This is a genomic window from Caulobacter sp. DMC95, assembly GCF_056313785.1.
The window spans coordinates 261,921-280,165 of record NZ_JBQUZP010000001.1 but is presented as its reverse complement, the minus strand read 5'-3'; the positions used below and the strand labels follow the sequence as shown (position 1 = coordinate 280,165).

At 65.5% G+C, this 18,245-nt stretch carries 16 protein-coding genes and 1 pseudogene; 4 read left to right on the top strand and 13 right to left on the bottom strand.

From position 1 onward, the window contains the following. The first annotated feature begins 40 nt into the window (after positions 1-40). On the top strand, positions 41-1,117 hold the full coding sequence (locus ACT53N_RS01375) for an alpha/beta fold hydrolase (protein WP_476062207.1): 1,077 nt from the start codon (positions 41-43) through the stop codon (positions 1,115-1,117). Positions 1,118-1,205: 88 nt separating this feature from the next. Beyond that, positions 1,206-2,759 carry an AMP-binding protein gene (locus tag ACT53N_RS01370; protein WP_476062206.1) on the top strand — a complete coding sequence of 518 codons (1,554 nt, stop codon included), beginning with the start codon at positions 1,206-1,208 and terminating at the stop codon, positions 2,757-2,759. Between the two features lie 14 nt (positions 2,760-2,773). Here ACT53N_RS01370 and ACT53N_RS01365 read toward each other — a convergent pair whose 3' ends face one another. The 8 genes from ACT53N_RS01365 to eno all read right to left on the bottom strand — a co-directional run bounded on the left by ACT53N_RS01365 (position 2,774) and on the right by eno (position 12,164). Next, the gene (locus ACT53N_RS01365) at positions 2,774-4,231 is read right to left on the bottom strand and encodes a DUF6880 family protein (protein ID WP_476062205.1); all 1,458 of its coding nucleotides are present in this window, start codon (positions 4,229-4,231) and stop codon (positions 2,774-2,776) included. Positions 4,232-4,250: 19 nt separating this feature from the next. Then, a complete protein-coding gene (lpdA, locus tag ACT53N_RS01360; protein ID WP_476062204.1) occupies positions 4,251-5,651 on the bottom strand; it encodes a dihydrolipoyl dehydrogenase in 1,401 nt (466 codons plus the stop codon). Positions 5,652-5,734: 83 nt separating this feature from the next. Beyond that, positions 5,735-6,217, bottom strand: coding sequence for a glutathione peroxidase (locus tag ACT53N_RS01355; protein WP_476062203.1), 483 nt, complete (start codon positions 6,215-6,217; stop codon positions 5,735-5,737). An 18-nt stretch (positions 6,218-6,235) separates the two neighbouring features. Then, complete coding sequence (locus ACT53N_RS01350; protein WP_476062202.1) at positions 6,236-7,534, bottom strand: pyruvate dehydrogenase complex dihydrolipoamide acetyltransferase; 1,299 nt, start codon at positions 7,532-7,534, stop codon at positions 6,236-6,238. A gap of 141 nt (positions 7,535-7,675) precedes the next feature. After that, the gene (locus ACT53N_RS01345) at positions 7,676-9,034 is read right to left on the bottom strand and encodes a pyruvate dehydrogenase complex E1 component subunit beta (RefSeq protein ID WP_476062201.1); all 1,359 of its coding nucleotides are present in this window, start codon (positions 9,032-9,034) and stop codon (positions 7,676-7,678) included. Beyond that, on the bottom strand, positions 9,031-10,062 hold the full coding sequence (gene pdhA, locus ACT53N_RS01340) for a pyruvate dehydrogenase (acetyl-transferring) E1 component subunit alpha (protein WP_062099884.1): 1,032 nt from the start codon (positions 10,060-10,062) through the stop codon (positions 9,031-9,033). Before pdhA ends, ACT53N_RS01345 begins: the two co-directional genes overlap by 4 nt. A gap of 164 nt (positions 10,063-10,226) precedes the next feature. Further along, entirely contained in the window at positions 10,227-10,529 is a 303-nt protein-coding gene (locus ACT53N_RS01335) for an FtsB family cell division protein (RefSeq protein WP_096033270.1), read from the bottom strand. 354 nt (positions 10,530-10,883) lie between these two features. Next, the gene (gene eno, locus ACT53N_RS01330; RefSeq protein ID WP_310211404.1) at positions 10,884-12,164 is read right to left on the bottom strand and encodes a phosphopyruvate hydratase; all 1,281 of its coding nucleotides are present in this window, start codon (positions 12,162-12,164) and stop codon (positions 10,884-10,886) included. 113 nt (positions 12,165-12,277) lie between these two features. On the opposite strand from eno, the gene ACT53N_RS01325 reads away from it, so the two are divergent. Then, the gene (locus ACT53N_RS01325; RefSeq protein ID WP_476062200.1) at positions 12,278-13,048 is read left to right on the top strand and encodes an enoyl-CoA hydratase; all 771 of its coding nucleotides are present in this window, start codon (positions 12,278-12,280) and stop codon (positions 13,046-13,048) included. Positions 13,049-13,060: 12 nt separating this feature from the next. Here the strand turns inward: ACT53N_RS01325 and ACT53N_RS01320 are convergent, their stop codons facing one another. From ACT53N_RS01320 to secG, 4 genes are all read right to left on the bottom strand, one after another. Beyond that, positions 13,061-14,059 carry a retropepsin-like aspartic protease gene (locus ACT53N_RS01320; RefSeq protein ID WP_476062199.1) on the bottom strand — a complete coding sequence of 333 codons (999 nt, stop codon included), beginning with the start codon at positions 14,057-14,059 and terminating at the stop codon, positions 13,061-13,063. Positions 14,060-14,171: 112 nt separating this feature from the next. Further along, positions 14,172-14,354 carry a 50S ribosomal protein L32 gene (rpmF, locus tag ACT53N_RS01315; protein ID WP_010919589.1) on the bottom strand — a complete coding sequence of 61 codons (183 nt, stop codon included), beginning with the start codon at positions 14,352-14,354 and terminating at the stop codon, positions 14,172-14,174. Positions 14,355-14,468: 114 nt separating this feature from the next. Further along, the gene (locus ACT53N_RS01310) at positions 14,469-16,121 is read right to left on the bottom strand and encodes a CTP synthase (protein WP_476062198.1); all 1,653 of its coding nucleotides are present in this window, start codon (positions 16,119-16,121) and stop codon (positions 14,469-14,471) included. Between the two features lie 114 nt (positions 16,122-16,235). Next, complete coding sequence (secG, locus tag ACT53N_RS01305; RefSeq protein WP_476062197.1) at positions 16,236-16,697, bottom strand: preprotein translocase subunit SecG; 462 nt, start codon at positions 16,695-16,697, stop codon at positions 16,236-16,238. A 140-nt stretch (positions 16,698-16,837) separates the two neighbouring features. On the opposite strand from secG, the gene ACT53N_RS01300 reads away from it, so the two are divergent. Then, a complete protein-coding gene (locus ACT53N_RS01300) occupies positions 16,838-17,353 on the top strand; it encodes a GNAT family N-acetyltransferase (protein ID WP_476062196.1) in 516 nt (171 codons plus the stop codon). Positions 17,354-17,823: 470 nt separating this feature from the next. On the opposite strand, the pseudogene ACT53N_RS01295 reads toward ACT53N_RS01300, so the two are convergent. Beyond that, positions 17,824-18,198: pseudogene (locus tag ACT53N_RS01295) on the bottom strand (hypothetical protein). Between the last annotated feature and the right edge of the window lie 47 nt (positions 18,199-18,245).

Here is an 18,245-nt window from a genome sequence, read left to right as displayed (position 1 = left end):
ATCTTGCGTAAGACCCCAAGGCGCGAAATGACTGGGGCGTATGCGTCGCCGCCTTCTTACAGCCGCCCCGGCTATCGCGCTCTGCCTGGCCGTTTCCGCGTGCGGTGACGGGGCCTCCCGCGCGCCGTTCGCCGAGAGCCGCACGCCGCCGACCCTGACCTCCCGCTTCTATCCGCCGCAAGGTTGGGCGTGGGGATACGTGAAAAGCGGCGAGGCGACGGTGCAGCGCTATGGGGTGGCCGCGCCCCCTGTTGCGCCCCGCGCCACGGTCCTGGTGCTCCCGGGCTATGGTGAGAGCGCTGAAAAGTGGTTCGAGACCGTCACCGATCTCACACGTCAGGGCTTTAGCGTCTGGGTCCTGGAACGCCAGGGGCAAGGCGGATCGGAGCGGTTGACGCCTTGGCGCGACCTTGGACACGTCGATAGCTTTGATCCGGACGTTGAGACGTTGAAGGCGCTCGTCCGAACTGTGATCCGCCCGCGGGGCGACACGCCGTTGATCGTACTGGGTCATGGCGAAGGCGGCCTGGCAGCCCTAAGAGCCGCGCAGACCGGTCTCCCCATGGAAGCTCTGGTTCTTTCTGCGCCGACGTTTGGCCTGAAGACCCTCCCCCGCCCTCGCGCCGACTTCGCCCGGTTCACGCCTGCGCTCAGGACGCTGCGTCTGGGCTGGGTTCGATCCCCAGACCAGCATGGCTGGCGTCGGGACGCGCCTGACGGCGCGGTCCAGGGACTCACCCACGACAGCACGCGCGGCAAGGTGCAGGCCGCATGGATGCTCGCGAACCCGGACCTTCGGATGGGCGGTCGAAGCCTTGGCTGGTTCGCCGCCTTTTTCGACGCCTCAGAAGCGGCCGCAAAGGACGCGCGGACGGTCGCGGTCCCGGTCCTGCTGCTCAGCGGGGAACAAGACGGCGTCGCCACGGCCGGTCCGCAGGCGCAGCTATGTCGCGAGATGAAGAACTGCCGACAGGTCCGATACCCCGCAGCGGGTCATGATCTCCATATGGAATCGGATGGCGTGCGCAACGCCTGGCTGGCGCAGGTGACGACGTTCGCCGCACCTCGAAAACCGGCCCAAACCCCGTCCAGCAAGGATGATCGTCACGGATTGTGACTCTTTCTTGCAAAGCTGGACCTTCCCCGGCAGACTCGACGTTTAACGAACGAGAGCGCTCGTCGCTCATCGGGGAGGTTTCGCCGGGATGCCGGTAGCTTACGACGTGCGGAACGGCCAAAAGGCCATCTTCGACGCCCTCATCGACGCCCGCGATAAGTATGGCGCCAAGAAACCGATCCTGGAGGACCAGGATCGCAATCCGCTGACCTATACCGATCTGATCCGGGCCAGCTTCGCCTTGGGCCGCAAGATCGCCGCGATGACCAAGCCGGGCGAGCACGTCGGCGTGCTCCTGCCCTCGGGCGCGGGTTCTGTCGTCACCTTCTTCGCGCTGCACGCCTTTGGGCGCGTGCCGACGATGCTGAACTTCACGGCCGGGCTCCGGAACATCAAGGCCGCCTGCAAGCTGGCCAAGATCAACCGCGTGCTGACCGCGCACAAGTTCATCGAGTTGGGTAAGCTGCACGACATCGTCGATGCGATCGGCGAGCAGGCGCAGGTGACTTACCTGGAAGACGTGCGCGGCACGATCGGCCTCCCGGACAAGCTGTTCGCCGCTGCGGCCGGACTGTTCCCGCGTCAGTTCCGGGCGCCGGCCAAGCCATCGGACAAGGGCGTGGTTCTTTTCACGTCCGGCAGCTTTGGCGCGCCGCGCGGCGTGGTCTTGAGCCAGGAGAATCTGGTCCAGAACGCCATGCAGGTCGCCGCGCACATTGAGCTCGACCCGGACTGGGTGATGTTCAACCCCCTGCCCGTCTTCCACTGCTTTGGTCTGACCGGCGGCGTCATCTTGCCGATCCTGACAGGCATGAAGGCGTTCCAGTATCCCTCGCCCCTGCATACCAAGCAGATTCCGCCGCTGATCAAGGACGCCAAGGCGTCCATCCTGCTGGCGACCGACACCTTCGTGAACCAGTATGCCCGTGCGGCGGAGTCCGATGAGCTGGCGGGTCTTGAGTTCGTGGTCTGCGGCGCCGAGAAGGTGCGCGATGAAACCCACACCCTGATCAAGGAGCGCTTCGGCGGCGTGCCTCTGCTGGAAGGCTACGGCGCGACCGAGGCCTCGCCGGTCATCGCGGTGAACAAGCCGACAGATAACCGTCCTGGCACCGTGGGCGGCCTGCTTCCCGGTCAGGAGGTTCGTATCGAGGCCGTCGAAGGCATTCCTGAAGGCGGTCGCTTGTTCGTGCGGGGCCCCAACATCATGGCAGGCTACCTGCGCGAGGACGGTGGCGTCGACGCCCCTGAAGGGGGCTGGCATGACACCGGTGATGTAGTCACCATGTCCGACGACCAGTGGATCACCATCAAGGGCCGCGTGAAGCGCTTCGCCAAGATCGGCGGCGAAATGGTCTCGCTGACCGCCGCTGAAGACCTCGCCTCTGCGGTCTGGCCGGACGGTCGCCATGCGGTGATCTCAATGCCCGACAAGAAAAAGGGCGAGAAGCTCATCTTGGTCACCGATCGCCATGATGCGGACGTTGGCCCTCTGGTAGCGCACGCTCAGACGATCGGCGCCCCGGAGTTGGCTGTGCCGCGCAAGATCCTGAAGGTCACGGAAGTGCCCGTACTGGGCAGCGGCAAGACGGACTATGTCGCGATCCAGCGCATGGCGGAAACCGACACTCAAGCCGCCTAAGGCGGCTCTGCCGGTTAGAAGGACGCGCCGAGCGCTTCAAGCTCGGCGCGGAAGCCCTGCTTGCGGGCGTGCGTCGCTCGGAGGTCCACGACGAAACTCGCGTGGTCAGGATACTCGCCAAAGTCGCCGACCATGACGGCCAGAGACTCGGCCTCCAGCAGTTGGCGCGCGGCGTCGGCGTAGCGCGTCGCCACGCCGTAGGTCAGCACATGCTGGATGGAGGCGCGCAGCAGCAGCGTGGCCGCCAGCGGATAGCTTCCCTCCAGCCGCCGCGCCGCCTCGGTGATCAGAATGTCGTCCGCGCCGTTGATCTCGCCCGAGCGGGAGAGGACCAGACGCGAAGCCGCCGAGAAGTCCGGCCAAGACACGAAGAACGCCAGCGCGGTGTCAAAGCGCGGGAAGCGTCGCGCGACCGCCTTGGCCTGATCTTCGGCCTCGACATCGTCGAAGTCTGGAAGGCCCTTCAGATAGGTTCTCAGGAGCGGAATGGAGAGCGTACGTTCGAACTCCGCCCAACGGCGTTGCTGCGCCTCCTGATGATGTCCCGTCGCCTCCAGCGCCTCGAGCATGGCCTCTTCCCAGGCGGCGCGCTCCTCGACAGACGTGGGATGGCGGCCTCGGGCTTCGCCGGGCGCGCCGGCCTGTAGCGTGGCGAGAGCGTCTTCGCCCCGACCGGCCGCGAGCAGGCGCCGGGCGATCTCGGCCGAGACGAGCGGCGTCCGACGAAGCTCCGGCGCAAACGTAGCCTCGAAGGCCTCGATGTCGCCGCTGGCGTCCGCGAGGCGACGCAAGGCGTCCTTGTAGACCGCAGCCATGGGATCAGAGCCGCGCAGCCTCTTGGCGTTCATCGCCAGAACGGTTTCCAGCACCTGCCGCAAATGGGCCCGCCCCTGCGGTCCCATGGCGGGCGCCAGGGCGCTGGCGAGCGGGCCCATCTGAGCGTGGTAGTCAGTCGCCAGGATCTTGGCTGTTCGCTCCGCCAGCGCGATCGGCTCAGGCACGGCCTTTTCGGCGATGGCGCCGATGGAGTCACGGGCCGCCAGGAACACATCACCGATCGGCCCATCGGGTTGGCTCAACCGATCCAGGGTCGGAGAGGCCAAGTCCAGCAGATCGAGCATGAGACCAAGCGCGGCGGTCGCATCGTCCTGCGCCAGCCGTTCGATCATCCGGCGATGGAGGTCGAGGTCCCGGGCGAACGCCGGCCGCTTGCGCCAGTGAATCCGCGACGAGGACTTGCCGATCGTCACGAGGCGCTTGGAGATCTCCAGAGCCAGGCCTTCGGCGCTGGCCTCAGCGAACAGTTCCAGCCGAAGCACGCGCTTGACGTGACTGTCGCTCGATAGATCGAGCAGGATGGCGGCCAAGCGCTCGGGACCGAGGTCAACCAGATTAGCCTCAGAAAGAGTCGTCTTCGACCCCTTCCGAACCTTCGGCTTGTCACCCGCTGCCGCGGCGGCCTTGCGCGCCATCCAGACTCCCTATGCTGCCCTAGATGTGCAGCACGCGTCCGTAGGCGTCCAGAGCCGCTTCGTGCATCGCTTCCGACATGGTCGGGTGGGCGTAGACGACGCCGTGCAGATCTTCCTCGGTCGCTTCCAGGGTGATGGCGGTGACGAAGCCCTGGATCATCTCGGTCACTTCGTGGCCGATCATGTGCGCGCCGATCAGCGCGCCGGTCTTGGCGTCGAACACGGTCTTCACGAAGCCCTCGGTCTCGCCCGCCGCCACGGCCTTGCCGTTGACGCGGAACGGGAAGCGGCCCGCCTTAACCTCAATGCCCGCCGCCTTGGCGCCGGCTTCGGTGTAGCCCACCGAGGCGACCTGCGGATTGGCGTATGTACAGCCCGGGATCGGCGAGTGGACGTTCGGGGTCTTGTAGCCAGCGATCGCCTCGGCGGCATGGATGCCTTCGTGGCTGGCCTTGTGGGCGAGCCACGGCGCGCCGGCGATATCGCCGATGGCGTAGAGGCCGGGCACGTTGGTGCGGCAGTGCTTGTCGGTGACGACGTGCCCGCGATCCAGGCTGACGCCCAGAGCTTCCAGGCCGTCATTGTTAGGCGCGATGCCGACCGCGACAATGCACTTCTCGGCGGTCAGCTGCTCGATCTTGCCGCCGGCCTCGACCGTCACGGCCACGCCGTCCTTGGTCTTGTCGATCTTGCTGACCTTGGCGCCGACCCGGAACTTGATGCCGCGCTTCTCGAAGGCCTTCTGGGCGGCCTTGGAGACCTCCTCGTCCTCGACCGGCATGATGCGATCGATGGCTTCGACGACGGTCACTTCCGCGCCTAGAGCCCGGTAGAAGCTGGCGAACTCGATGCCGATGGCGCCCGAGCCGATCACGACCAGGGACTTGGGCATCGACTTCGGAGCCAGGGCGTCGCGATAGGTCCAGATCTTGTCGCCGTCAGAGACCGCGCCAATCGCCGGGATCTCGCGAGCGCGCGCGCCGCTGGCCAGGATCACGTTCTTGGCCTGCACCGTGCGGCTGCCGCCGGCCTTCAGGGCGACGACGACCTTGGGGGCCGGAGCGCCCTTCTCAAGCTTGGCCTCGCCCTCGATCACCTCGATCTTGTGCTTCTTCATCAGGAAGGCGATGCCGCCCGACATGTTCTTGGCCACGCCGCGCGAGCGCTCAATGATCTTGCCAAAGTCGAACGAGGCCTTCTCGACCGACAGGCCATAGCCGCCCAGGTGCGACAGCTGCTCATAGACCTCGCCGGACTTCAGCAGCGCCTTAGTCGGGATGCAGCCCCAGTTCAGGCAGATGCCGCCCAGGTTCTCACGCTCGACGATGGCCGTCTTCAGGCCCAGCTGGCTGGCGCGGATCGCGGCCACATAGCCGCCAGGACCGGCGCCGATGACGACGACATCGAATTCCGTGGACATGTTCTTCTAACCCTGACTTTGGCGGCCGCACGAGGGAGCGCGCAGCGCCGATCGACCAGTCTGCAAACCGGTCTGGGAGAAACTTAGAGCAGCGCTTCGACCGCGACCTTGAGGTCTTCCGGCTTCACGGTCGGCGCGAAACGATCGACGACCTGGCCGTCCTTGCCGATCAGGAACTTGGTGAAGTTCCACTTGATCGCCTCGGTGCCCAGCACGCCCTTCTGTTCCTTCTTGAGGAAGCGATAGAGCGGATGCGCGTCGGCGCCGTTGACGTCGATCTTGCTCATCACCGGGAAACTGACGTCGTAGGTCAGCGAGCAGAAGTTCGCGATCTCGGCGGCGTCACCCGGCTCCTGAGCGCCGAACTGGTTGCAGGGGAAGGCCAGCACCGTGAAGCCACGATCCTTGTACGCCTTGTAGAGCGCCTCCAGGCCTTCGTACTGAGGCGTGAACCCGCACTTGCTGGCGGTGTTCACGATCAGCAGAACCTGTCCGCGATAGTCGGCCAGGCTCACGTCCTGGCCGTCCAGCGTCTTGGCGGAATAGTCGTAGACCGACATGGCCATCCCCTCCCCGCGCCCCGATCAGACGATCAGGGTCAGCGGCTCTTCGATCAGCGGCTTGAAAGCCGCCAGGAACTTGGCGCCGACCGAGCCGTCGACCACGCGGTGATCGCAGGTCAGGGTCACGGTCATGACCGTCGCGACGGCCAGCTGGCCGTTCTTGACGACCGGACGCTGCTCGCCGGCGCCGACGCTCATGATCGCGCCTTGCGGCTCGTTGATGATCGAGGCGAACGATTTGATGCCGAACATGCCGAGGTTGCTGATCGAGAAGGTGCCGCCCTGGAACTCCTCGGGCTTCAGCTTCTTGTCCTTGGCGCGCTGGGCCAGGTCCTTCATCTCGGCGGAGATCTGAGCGAGGCCCTTGGTCTCGGCCTTGCGGATGATCGGGGTGATCAGGCCGCCATCGACGGCCACGGCGACGGCGATGTCGGCGTGGTGGTGCATGGCGATGCCTTCGGGCGTGTAGCTGGCGTTGGCTTCCGGCACCTGCTTCAGGGCCACGGCGGCGGCCTTGATCACGATGTCGTTCACCGAGACCTTCACGCCCTGCTTCTCAAGCAGGCTGTTGATCTTGGCGCGCGCGGCCAGCAGCGCGTCGATCTCCAGATCGATCTGCAGCGGGAAGTGCGGCACGTCGCGGAAGCTCTCCGTCATGCGACGGGCGATGGTCTTGCGCATGCCGTCCAGCGGAATGAGGTCGTAGGAGCCGGCGGGGATGCCCATCTGCTCCAGCGATTGAGCCTGACGCGGCGCAGCGGCGGCGGCCGGAGCCGCAGCGGCCGGCGCCAAAGCCGGAGCGGTCTTGGCGGCCGGCGCGCCGGACTTCGCGGCCTCGACGTCCGACTTCACGACACGGCCATGCGGTCCCGTGCCCTTGATGGTCTTCAGGTCCAGACCGGCCGCCGAAGCCAGGCGGCGGGCCAGCGGGGAAGCGAAGACGCGCGAACCGTCAGCAGCGACCTGAGAGGCCGGTGCGGGAGAGGCCGGAGCAGCGGCGGGAGCAGCAGCAGCCGGAGCCGGCGCAGCAGCGGCGGCCTTCGGCGCTTCGGCCTTGGGAGCGGGCGCGGGGCTTTCGCCCTCGCCCGCCAGCTTGGCGATCAGGGCGTTGACCTTGACGTTCTCGGTCCCAGCCTCGACAAGGATGGCTTCAACCACGCCCTCATCGACGGCTTCGACTTCCATCGTCGCCTTGTCAGTCTCGATCTCGGCGATCACGTCGCCGGCCTTGACGGTGTCCCCGACTTTTACGTGCCACTTGGCGAGGGTTCCCTCCTCCATGGTGGGCGACAGGGCGGGCATCAGGATGTCGATCGACATTGAGCTTGTTCCTCAATCCTTCGGGACGGTCGCGAACCCTTTCGTCTTCGAGGGCCGGCGTCCACGATACCCCGCTTTGGGGCGGGATGAATGTCTTGGCCAAGAGCAGCGGCCCCCGCCAGGGGCGAGGGCCGCGATCTCCTAGCGGTAGCAGACCGTCTTGGCCGCCTTCACGATCTTCTCGACCGACGGCAGCGACAGGGCTTCCAGGTTCGCCGCATAGGGCAGCGGCACGTCTTCCTGGCAGACCCGCAGCGGCGGGGCGTCCAGATAGTCGAAGCCGAACTCGGTAATACGGGCGACGATCTCGGCGCCGACGCCCATAGGACCCCAGCCTTCCTCGACCGTGACCAGACGGTTGGTCTTCTTGACGCTTTCCAGGATGGTCGCGTGGTCCATCGGACGGATCGTGCGCAGGTCGACGACCTCGGCGGCGATTCCTTCCTTCTCCAGCTCCTCGGCCGCCTTCAGGGCGAAGCCGACCATGCGGCTGTAAGCGACCAGAGTCACGTCCGAGCCCTGGCGACGAACCTTGGCCTTGCCGATCGGCACGACCCAGTCTTCGACGTCCGGGATGTCGAACTCGTGGCCGTACATCATCTCGTGCTCGAGGAAGACGACCGGGTTCGGATCGCGGATCGCGGCTTTCAGCAGGCCCTTGGCGTCGGCCGCGTCGTAGGGCGCGATGACCTTCAGGCCCGGCACATTGCCGTACCAGGCGGCGTAGTCCTGGCTGTGCTGAGCGCCGACGCGCGAGGCCGCGCCGTTCGGGCCACGGAATACGATCGACGACTTGATCTGACCGCCCGACATGTAGAGCGTCTTGGCGGCCGAGTTGATGATGTGGTCGATCGCCTGCATGGCGAAGTTCCAGGTCATGAACTCGACTATCGGCTTCAGACCGGCCATCGCCGCACCGACGCCCATGCCGGCGAAGCCGTGCTCGGTGATCGGGGTGTCGATGACGCGACGGTCGCCGAACTCCTGCAGCAGCTCACGGCTGACTTTGTAGGCCCCCTGATACTGGGCGACTTCCTCGCCCATCAGGAACACGCGGTCGTCGCGGCGCATCTCTTCGGCCATAGCGTCGCGCAGGGCGTCGCGGACCGTGATCTTCTTCAGCGGCTTACCGTCGATCTCGGGATCGGCGAAGGTCGACGCGGCGGAGATCGGGCTGCCCGCAGCCGGAGCGGCGGCGACCGGGACCGGCGCGGCTTCAGCGGCGGGAGCGGCGACCGCAGCGGCCGGAGCCGTAGCTTCGCCTTCGCCCTTCAGGCGCGCGATCAGGGTGTTGACCTTGACGTTCTCGCTACCGGCCGGAACCAGGATCGCTTCGATCACGCCTTCGTCCACCGCTTCGACTTCCATCGTCGCCTTGTCGGTCTCAATCTCGGCGATGACGTCGCCGGCCTTGATGGTGTCGCCTTCCTTGACCAGCCACTTGGCCAGGGTGCCTTCCTCCATCGTCGGGGAAAGCGCGGGCATCAGGATGTCCGTCACTCGGCGGCCTCCAGGTAGACGTCTGTATAAAGTTCCGAGGGATCGGGCTCGGGGCTCGTGCGGGCGAATTCGGCGGCCTCAGCGACGATGCGCTTCACTTCCGCGTCGACGCCCTTCAGGTCGTCTTCGGTGACGCCGGCCTTGGCCAGGCGTTCCTTGATGTGGTCGATCGGGTCGCGGGTCGTCTTGACCTCGTCGACCTCTTCCTTGGTGCGATACTTGGCCGGGTCGGACATCGAGTGGCCGCGGTAGCGATAGGTCTTCATCTCGAGAATGTAGGGACCTTGGCCGCTGCGAGCGTGCTCGGTTGCGCGTGCGCCGGCTTCGCGGACGGCGATGACGTCCATGCCGTCGACCTCTTCGCCCGGGATGCGGAACGAGACACCGCGCTTGTGGAACGCGGTTTCCGAGGCGGCGCGCTCGACGGCCGTGCCCATGGCGTACTGGTTGTTCTCGATCACGTACACGACCGGCAGCTTCCAAAGCTGGGCCATGTTGAAGCTCTCGTAGACCTGACCCTGGTTGGCCGCGCCATCACCCATGTAGGCGTACGAGACGTTACCGTTGTTCTTGTAGCTGTTGGCCAGCGCCAGGCCGGTGCCGAGCGCGACCTGCGCGCCGACGATGCCGTGACCGCCGTAGAAGCCGGTGGCGATGTCGAACATGTGCATCGACCCGCCCTTGCCCTTGGACGAACCGCCGGCCCGGCCGGTCAGTTCAGCCATGACTTCGCGCGGGTCCATGCCGGCCGCCAGCATGTGGCCGTGGTCCCGGTAGCCCGTGATGATCTGGTCGCCCTTCTGCGAGATCGACTGCATGCCGACCGCGATGGCTTCCTGGCCAATGTACAGGTGGCAGAAGCCGCCGATCAGACCCATGCCGTACAGCTGTCCAGCCCGCTCCTCAAAGCGGCGGATCAGCAGCATGTCCTGATAGAATTTCAGGAGTTCGTCCTTGCCGACGAAGGCGTTGACACCGGTTTCCGGCGCCTTTCCCTCAGAGGCGTCAGCCTTGCGCGTGCGCGCCATTCAAATCTCCCTGGCCAATCTTCATCGCGGCCTTCATCCGATGAGCGCTTCCCGCCGAAAATTCGTCGGTTCCGCGAAGGTCACGCCCTGGTGTCTACTCAAATCGAACGCGGATCTTGGCGATCCTCGCGCGATCCGCCGTCATTCCCGAGTGTAGAGACGGATCAGCGCGAACGCTTGACCCGGATCACATAGTCCCTCGGATCGGCGTATCCCAGAAGCGAGCGTGCGCGCTCCTCCAAAAGATCAGCCGACAGACTGCCGCTGCGTAATAGACGAGCGCGGGCCTCCAGGTCCATCCTCTCTGCGCGTATCTTCCTGAGTTCTCTCGTTTTTGCTGCGAGGTCCGCATTGCGTTGCGAGATGGAAAGCAGGCCCCGATCGCCCGTCAGAGCGTGAAAGGCGAAGTAGAAAATCAGGAAGAAGATCGCCGCAGTCGGCAGGAAGGGTTGCAGTCGGGCGAACATCTTGGCGTCCCAAAGAGGGATTCGCAGGATCGCCGACTGGCCTTAACGCCTTCTAAATCCGGGTGTTGAGCAGGGTTATCGGCGGATCGCCCGACACGGGAATGATGCTTTCATCTGAGATCGTTTCATTCGCATCTAGATACCGCGCCGCCGAAGCCATTTCGCGCTCGCGAAGGCGAAGAAACTGGTCTCGTTTGAAACGACTGACCCGCTTTTAGAAAATTTGTGGGTAAACGGCGTTCGGCGAAGTCTGCTTACGCCACCGCGAAGCCGATCTGAGCGGGAATCGGATACGAAAAGGGCGCGCCCGCTTTCGCAGACGCGCCCCTTCAAGTCGGACAAGGACCGGTCGCCTTAGCGCCCCTTCAGGGCCGCCCGGCCGGCGTAGACGCCCTGATCATCCAGCATTTCCTGGATCCGCAGGAGCTGGTTGTACTTGGCCGTGCGGTCTGAGCGCGCCAGCGAGCCCGTCTTGATCTGACCGCAGTTCAGCGCGACGGCGAGGTCGGCGATCGTGCTGTCTTCGGTCTCGCCCGAACGGTGGCTCATCACACTGGTGTAGCCGTGACGATGCGCCAGCTCGACGGCGTCGATGGTTTCCGACAGCGTGCCGATCTGGTTGACCTTCACCAGGATCGAATTGGCCAGGCCCTTGTCGAGGCCGATCTGCAGGCGCTTGGGGTTAGTGACAAAGAGGTCGTCACCGACCAGCTGCACCTTCTTGCCCAGCGTATCGGTCAGCAGCTTCCAGCCGTCAAAATCGTCTTCGGCCATGCCGTCCTCGATCGTCAGGATCGGGAACTTGGCGACCAGGCCGGCCAGGTAGTCAACCATGGCGGCCGGATCCAGCGACTTGCCCTCGCCTTCCAGTTCGTACTTGCCGTTCTTGAAGAACTCGGTCGAGGCGACGTCGAGGCCCAGGACGAAGTCGTCGCCGGCCTTGTAGCCCGCCTTCTCGCCGGCCTTGACGATGAAGTCGAGCGCAGCTTCAGCCGACGCCAGGTTCGGGGCGAAGCCGCCCTCGTCGCCAACGTTGGTGTTGTGGCCGGCGTCCTTCAGAGCCTTCTTCAGGGCGTGGAAGATCTCAGCGCCCATCCGCAGGCCTTCGCGGAAGTCCTTTGCGCCGGTCGGCAGGATCATGAATTCCTGGATGTCGATCGGGTTATCTGCATGGGCGCCGCCGTTGATGATGTTCATCATCGGAGTCGGCAGGACGCGGGCGTTGACGCCACCGACGTACTTGTAGAGCGGCAGGCCAGCGGACTCGGCCGCCGCCTTGGCGGTGGCCAGCGAGACGCCCAGGATGGCGTTGGCGCCAAGGCGGGCCTTGTTCGGCGTGCCGTCCAGCTCGATGAGCAGATTGTCGACCCGGCGCTGGTCTTCGGCGTCGACGCCCGACAGCGCGTCGAAGATCTCGCCGTTGACGGCGTCGACCGCCTGCTGGACGCCCTTGCCCAGATAGCGCGCCTTGTCGCCATCGCGCTTTTCGTTGGCTTCGTGCGCGCCCGTCGAGGCGCCCGACGGCACGGCGGCGCGGCCAAAGGCGCCGTCCTCGAGAATGACGTCGACTTCGACGGTCGGGTTGCCCCGGCTGTCGAGAATTTCGCGGGCGATGATGTCGACGATCTCGGTCATGGACTTCTCCTCAAGGCCAAAGGCGCGGGAGCCTTAGCCGCCAAGCGTCCGGGGCGCAACTTGACTTCCCCATGGGAGGCCGCGTGATCGTCAATAATCCAAGGGAGGACCCCATGCTGCTGGTCGAACGACATGGATCCGTGGCGGTTGTCACGATGAACCGACCCGAAGCCATGAACGCCCTTTCAAAGGCCCTTCGGCTGGCGTTGCATGACGCCATGGTGCAACTGGACCAGGATCCCGATATCAGCGTGGTGGTCCTGACGGGCGCCGGTGATCGAGCCTTTACCGCCGGACTGGATCTCAAGGAGCTTGGCGGCGATCCCACAGCCCTGGGCGCGGCGAACGATCAGGACGCCCGCTCCAACCCCGTGCGCGCGATCGAACGCTGCAGCAAACCCGTCATCGGAGCGATCAACGGCGTCGCGATCACCGGTGGGTTTGAGCTGGCGCTGGCTTGCGACGTCCTCCTGGCGTCTGAGAACGCGCGGTTCGCTGACACCCATGCGCGCGTAGGTATCATGCCGGGCTGGGGCCTTTCGCAGAAGCTTTCGCGCCTCATCGGACCCTACAGGGCCAAGGAGTTGTCCTTGACCGGGAACTTCCTGGACGCGCGAACCGCTGCGGACTGGGGGCTGGTCAATCGCGTCACGCCCCCGAGCGAACTGATGCCGGCGGCGCTGCGGTTGGCCGAGGAGATGGCCAGCATCCCCGTGGACGCCCTCTCGTTCTACAAGGCCCTGATCGACAACGGATACGAGTTGGCCCTTGGCGAAGGTCTTTCGCTTGAGAATAGCCGGTCAAGCGATCGCAATCGCGGGGTGACGCCTGAGGCGGTCGAGCAGCAGCGACGTCACGTCATGGAACGCGGTCGAGGGCAGTAGGGCGAGCCGCTTCTAGGCCTGGAGCACAGAGGGAAAACCGCCCTGCCCCAATCGGAAGAGCACTTTCCCGGCGCCAAAATCCAACTCGACCCTGGCGAACAGCCTCAGCAGGTCGACCCCAAACAGCGCCGCAGGCCGCTCGTTGAGACCCCAGTGGTTGAAGACGTGCAGATCGGCAAACGCCATCGGCGTATTGGTCAGGCGCAGGTCGCCCATCTTGATGTTTGGAATGATGCGGAATTCGCCTAGCTGAATTTCGCCGCTCGCGGTGAGCAAGCGGATCCGCTCGACCGGATCGGGTGAGCGGCGGCGCTTCGCCGCGATCGAGCGCGCCAACGCCATGTTGCCGATGCTGACCCCGCCGCCTGAGTCGATGAAGGCCAAGGATCGGGCGCCGGCGATCCGCGAGTCCGCCAGCGTTAGCCGCCCGTATCGCGAATCCGCGACGACCGTCACCTCACGTGAACTGACATAGGGCTCGAAGCTGGGCGAGCTTCGCCGGACCTCGAGTTGGTTCCGACGAAAGTCGATGACGACATTTCGTCCTTCGAGAGCATCGACGCCAAGCAGCCCATCGGCGCCAACGCGATCGTAGGGCAAGACCGGCAGGATGCTGTTCGTCAGGCCGGTTTCTCCGGCCCGCAATGTCTGAACAAGCGCTGTCTGGCAGGTCACGGCGGCGGTGGCGCCATGGACGAGGACATCGGGTCCTCTCGGCAAGTTCAAGCGCGCGGCCAAGCCGGGGGTCAGCACGGTCCTATCCGCGCCGGTATCGACGACAAAGCGGAAGCCGCTCACGCCATTAATCGTCGTCGCGACCGTGAGCCGGGAATCGCTGTCGAGCGCCGCATCGAGAATCACGAGCGGCTCTTCGTCCAGCTTGGCGGCGCGCTCGTTCCCGCCCTTAGGCGCTGTCTGGCCCACTCCGCCGGCGACGGCGGTTGCACCCAATAAGCCAGGCCCGGCGAGGATTGATCCCAATCCTCCGGCCAGCGCGCGACGTGTGAACATCGGCTCGCTCCTCCCGACTGGAAGGGTAACACCGTTTTTCGACACGTACGACGAAAAGCGCCGCCGGTACCAGCCCGGCGGCGCTTTCACATCGTCAGAGGCCAAAGGAGACTTAGTCTTCCTTCGGCGTCAGGATCTGCTTGCCGTTGTACATGCCGGTCTTCAGATCGACATGGTGCGGACGACGCAGCTCGCCCGTGTCCTTGTCCTCAATGAACGAGTTGGCGCCCAGGGCGTGGTGCGACCGGCGCATGTTCCGGCGAGAAGGCGAAGTTTTTCTTTTAGGAACGGCCATCGAAGTGACTCTGCTCGCTGAGCGTGAAAATCGAGAGCGGCGGCCTGGGAACGCCCGAGCCGCCGCGTGAGGGCGGGCTTATGCCCGAATCTGCAGGAAGATGCAACCTCGTGATCAGACGAGGCGTCCGTGCTCCTTCGCAGCGGCGATGAAGCTGGCGAAAAGCGGGTGTGGGGCGAACGGACGGCTCTTCAGTTCGGGGTGATACTGCACCCCGATGAACCACGGATGGTCGTCCCGCTCGACGATCTCAGGCAGCACGCCGTTGGGTGAGCGACCGGTCAGCTTCAGGCCCGCATCCTCCATCAGGTGGACATAGCCGATGTTGACCTCGTAGCGGTGGCGGTGGCGCTCGCTGATCTCGGTCGCGCCATAGATCTCGGCGACCTTCGAACCGGCCGTCAGGACCGCGTCATAGGCCCCCAGGCGCATGGTGCCGCCCAGGTCGTCGCTGGCGCGGCGCTGGACGGTCTCATTGCCCTTGATCCATTCGGTCATGATGCCGACCACCGGACGCTCGGTGGGGCCGAACTCGCTGGAGCTGGCGTCCTTGATGCCGGCGACGTTCCGCAGGGTCTCGATGACCGCCATCTGCATGCCAAAGCAGATGCCGAAGTACGGCACCTTGCGTTCGCGGGCGAACTGGGCCGCGCGGATCTTGCCCTCCGCGCCGCGTTCGCCGAAGCCGCCGGGCACCATGATGGCGTGAGCGTTCTCCAGGCGCGCCGCAGCCGCCCCCTCGTCGCCCTCGAAGGTCTCGCTCTCGACCCAGTCGAGATTGACCTTGACCTTGTTGGCCAGGCCGCCGTGGTGCAGGGCCTCGATCAGCGACTTGTAGGCGTCCTTCAGCACCGTGTACTTGCCGACGACGGCGATGGTGACCTCGCCGTCGGGATGCTGGACGGTGTCGTCGATGGTCTTCCAGCGCGACAGGTCCGGGGCCGGCGCGTCGCGCATGCCGAACACGTCCAGCACCTCGGCGTCCAGGCCCTGCTCGTGATAGTCGATCGGCACGGCGTAGATCGACGATGAATCCATCGCCTGGATCACCGCGCTGGGCCGCACGTTGCAGAACTGGGCGATCTTGCGCTTTTCTTCCGGCGGGATCTCCTGCTCGCAGCGGCACAGCAGAATGTCCGGCTGGATGCCGATCGAGCGCAGCTCCTTGACCGAGTGCTGGGTCGGCTTGGTCTTCATCTCGCCGGCCGTCTTGATAAACGGCAGCAGGGTCAGGTGGACGTAGCAGCTCTGGCCGCGCGGCAGGTCCTGGCGCAGCTGGCGGATGGCCTCGAAGAACGGCAGGCCCTCGATGTCGCCGACCGTGCCGCCGATCTCGACCAGCACGAAGTCGACCGGCTTCTCGCCCGTCTCGTCCATAGCCGGCGACAGGACGAAATCCTTGATCTCGTTGGTCACGTGCGGAATCACCTGGACGGTCGCGCCCAGATAGTCGCCGCGGCGCTCCTTCTCGATGATCGTTTTGTAGATCTGGCCGGTGGTGATGTTGTCGGCCTTGGTCGCCGAAACGCCGGTGAAGCGCTCGTAGTGGCCAAGGTCGAGGTCGGTCTCGGCCCCGTCGTCGGTCACGAAGACCTCGCCGTGCTGATACGGGCTCATCGTGCCCGGATCGACGTTGAGATAGGGATCGAGCTTACGGAGGCGGACCTTGTAGCCGCGCGCTTGCAGCAGCGCGCCGAGCGCCGCCGAGGCCAGACCTTTGCCAAGCGAGGAAACCACGCCGCCGGTGATGAAGATGTACCGCGTCATGGGCGACCAGATTACCCGTGATTCGTGGACGCGGGGAGAAAGACCCGCGTTCATCAACAAGATTAAACCCCCGAGGTGGTCCTCGGGGGTCGGTGAAAACGCCGTCGATGACGGTTAGGGCTTGGGCTGGCTCGCCGGCGCCGGGGCGGGCTCGGCGGGGGCCAGGAGCGCGGGCTGCTGAGCGGCCGGCGCGGGCGCGTTGATCTGCGGCGCCGGCGCCTGGATGCCGCCCGGCTGGGCCGACGAGGGCAGCGAGTTCAGCGAGCCCGGCGCCGGGGTCGGGGCAGGAACGTTCTGCAGCGTCTTGGCGTCCAGGCCCTGGATGCTGTCGGCGACCGAGCCGCTCTTGTCCAAGCGCCCCGTCAGGATCGTCAGGGTCAGGCTGATGATCAGGAAGATCGAGAACAGGATCCAGGTGATGCGCGTCAGCAGGTCACCGGCGCCGCGCGCCGTCATCAGGCCGCCCGAGTTGCCGCCCATGCCCAGGGCGCCGCCCTCGGAGCGCTGCAGCAGCACCACCCCGATCAAGGCGAGGCAAACGACGATGTTGATGGCCAGCAGAACGCCGATGAGCATGACGAATGTATTCTCGATCCGGGCGCGGGCGAAACCCACGCGAAAAACGAAGCGGCCCCTCTACCACTAGAGGCGGCTACACGCCATAGCTGGGAAGCGTCGTCGCGAACACAAGCCCTCAAGCCTCTTCCAAGGACCGCATGATCCTCGAGACCGAACGCCTCTTCATCGCTCCCCTGACGGTCGAGGACGCGCCGCTGATCTATCCGTTCTTCAGCGACGCCGAGGTGATGTCCAGCCTCGACCAGGAGCCGGTCGAAGATCCTGACGAGGTGGCGCGTCTGGTCGCCGCCCAGGTCGAGGAGATGGCCGCTGGTGACGCCGCCTACTGGGCAATCCGCCGCGCGGCCGACGGCGCCTTCCTCGGCTTCTGCGAACTCTTCGAGATCGACCGCCGCCGCGACACCGCCGAGATCCGCTTCGCCGTCGCCCGCGAAGGCTGGGGCCAGGGCTTTGGCCTGGAGGCCCTGAGCGCCCTCCTCGCCCAGATCGCCGCCGACAACCTCAAGACCATCACCGCCCGCGTCCACGTCGGCGACGCCCCGGCCGAACGCCTGCTGACCAAGCTGGGCTTCCGCCCTGACGGCTACATGAAGGGCGCCGTGCACCGCGACGGCGAACGCCGAGACCGGCGGGTCTATGAGCTTAAGCTTTAGGATCGGGTCGCGCCGAGCGCCCCCTCCGTCACGCGGCTGCGCCGCGCGCCACCTCCCCCGTTGCACGGGTGAGGAGGGTGATCTGTCATCCTCCCCCGCGTGCGGGGGAGGTGGATCGGCGCGGCTAAGCGACGAGACGGAGGGGGCGTTCTGGACGCATTTCATCGGCCTCACGCGATCGCTCGCTGAAGTTCATGGGGAGGCGACGGAGCGGCCGGGCGAACCCGGAGACCGTGAGTTTGTGTTTGCGTTTCGGCTCGACTGTCCGCTCCGCCAGGTTGTTCTTGCCCGTGAGGATGGGGGGCGTGAGCGTCTTTCAGCTCGGGACCCCAGGAGCCCCCGGACGGGCGCGGACCAACTGGAGCGGCTACACCCGTGTCCAGCCCGACGATCCACGATAGGCGGCTTGTACGATCACCGCCCTGTCGCTCCGCGCTCGCCCCTCCACGGTTCCTTCCGAGGTCCCGGATCTATCCAACGAACAGACCCCAGTCGAAACCGCTTCGAGACCACGCGGCCCCGCTCAACCTAGCCCCGCCGCCGTGACTCCTTGCGAGAGACCGGTCTGCAAGCAGACCGTTGGGCCGGATCCAAACGCCCTCCCCCGCGACGGGGATGGCTATGAGTATGGGTGTGGTTTTAAACGCGGATCATTCAGCGACGCGTAAAATTGACAAGGCGTTGATTTCGTTGGCTTCGGTTCCGCCAATTCCGAGCGTTCAGACGCGCCAATCACCATAACTCGGTGTCATCCCGGGCGGCGCAGCCGACCCGGGACCGCCACAAGCACAAGCACTCGCCGTGGTCCCGGCTCTCCGCGCTGCGCGCTCCGGCCGGGATGACAAGAGAAAGGACGGGCGGGCGCTGTGCTGCTTCTCTCCCCCCCGATTGG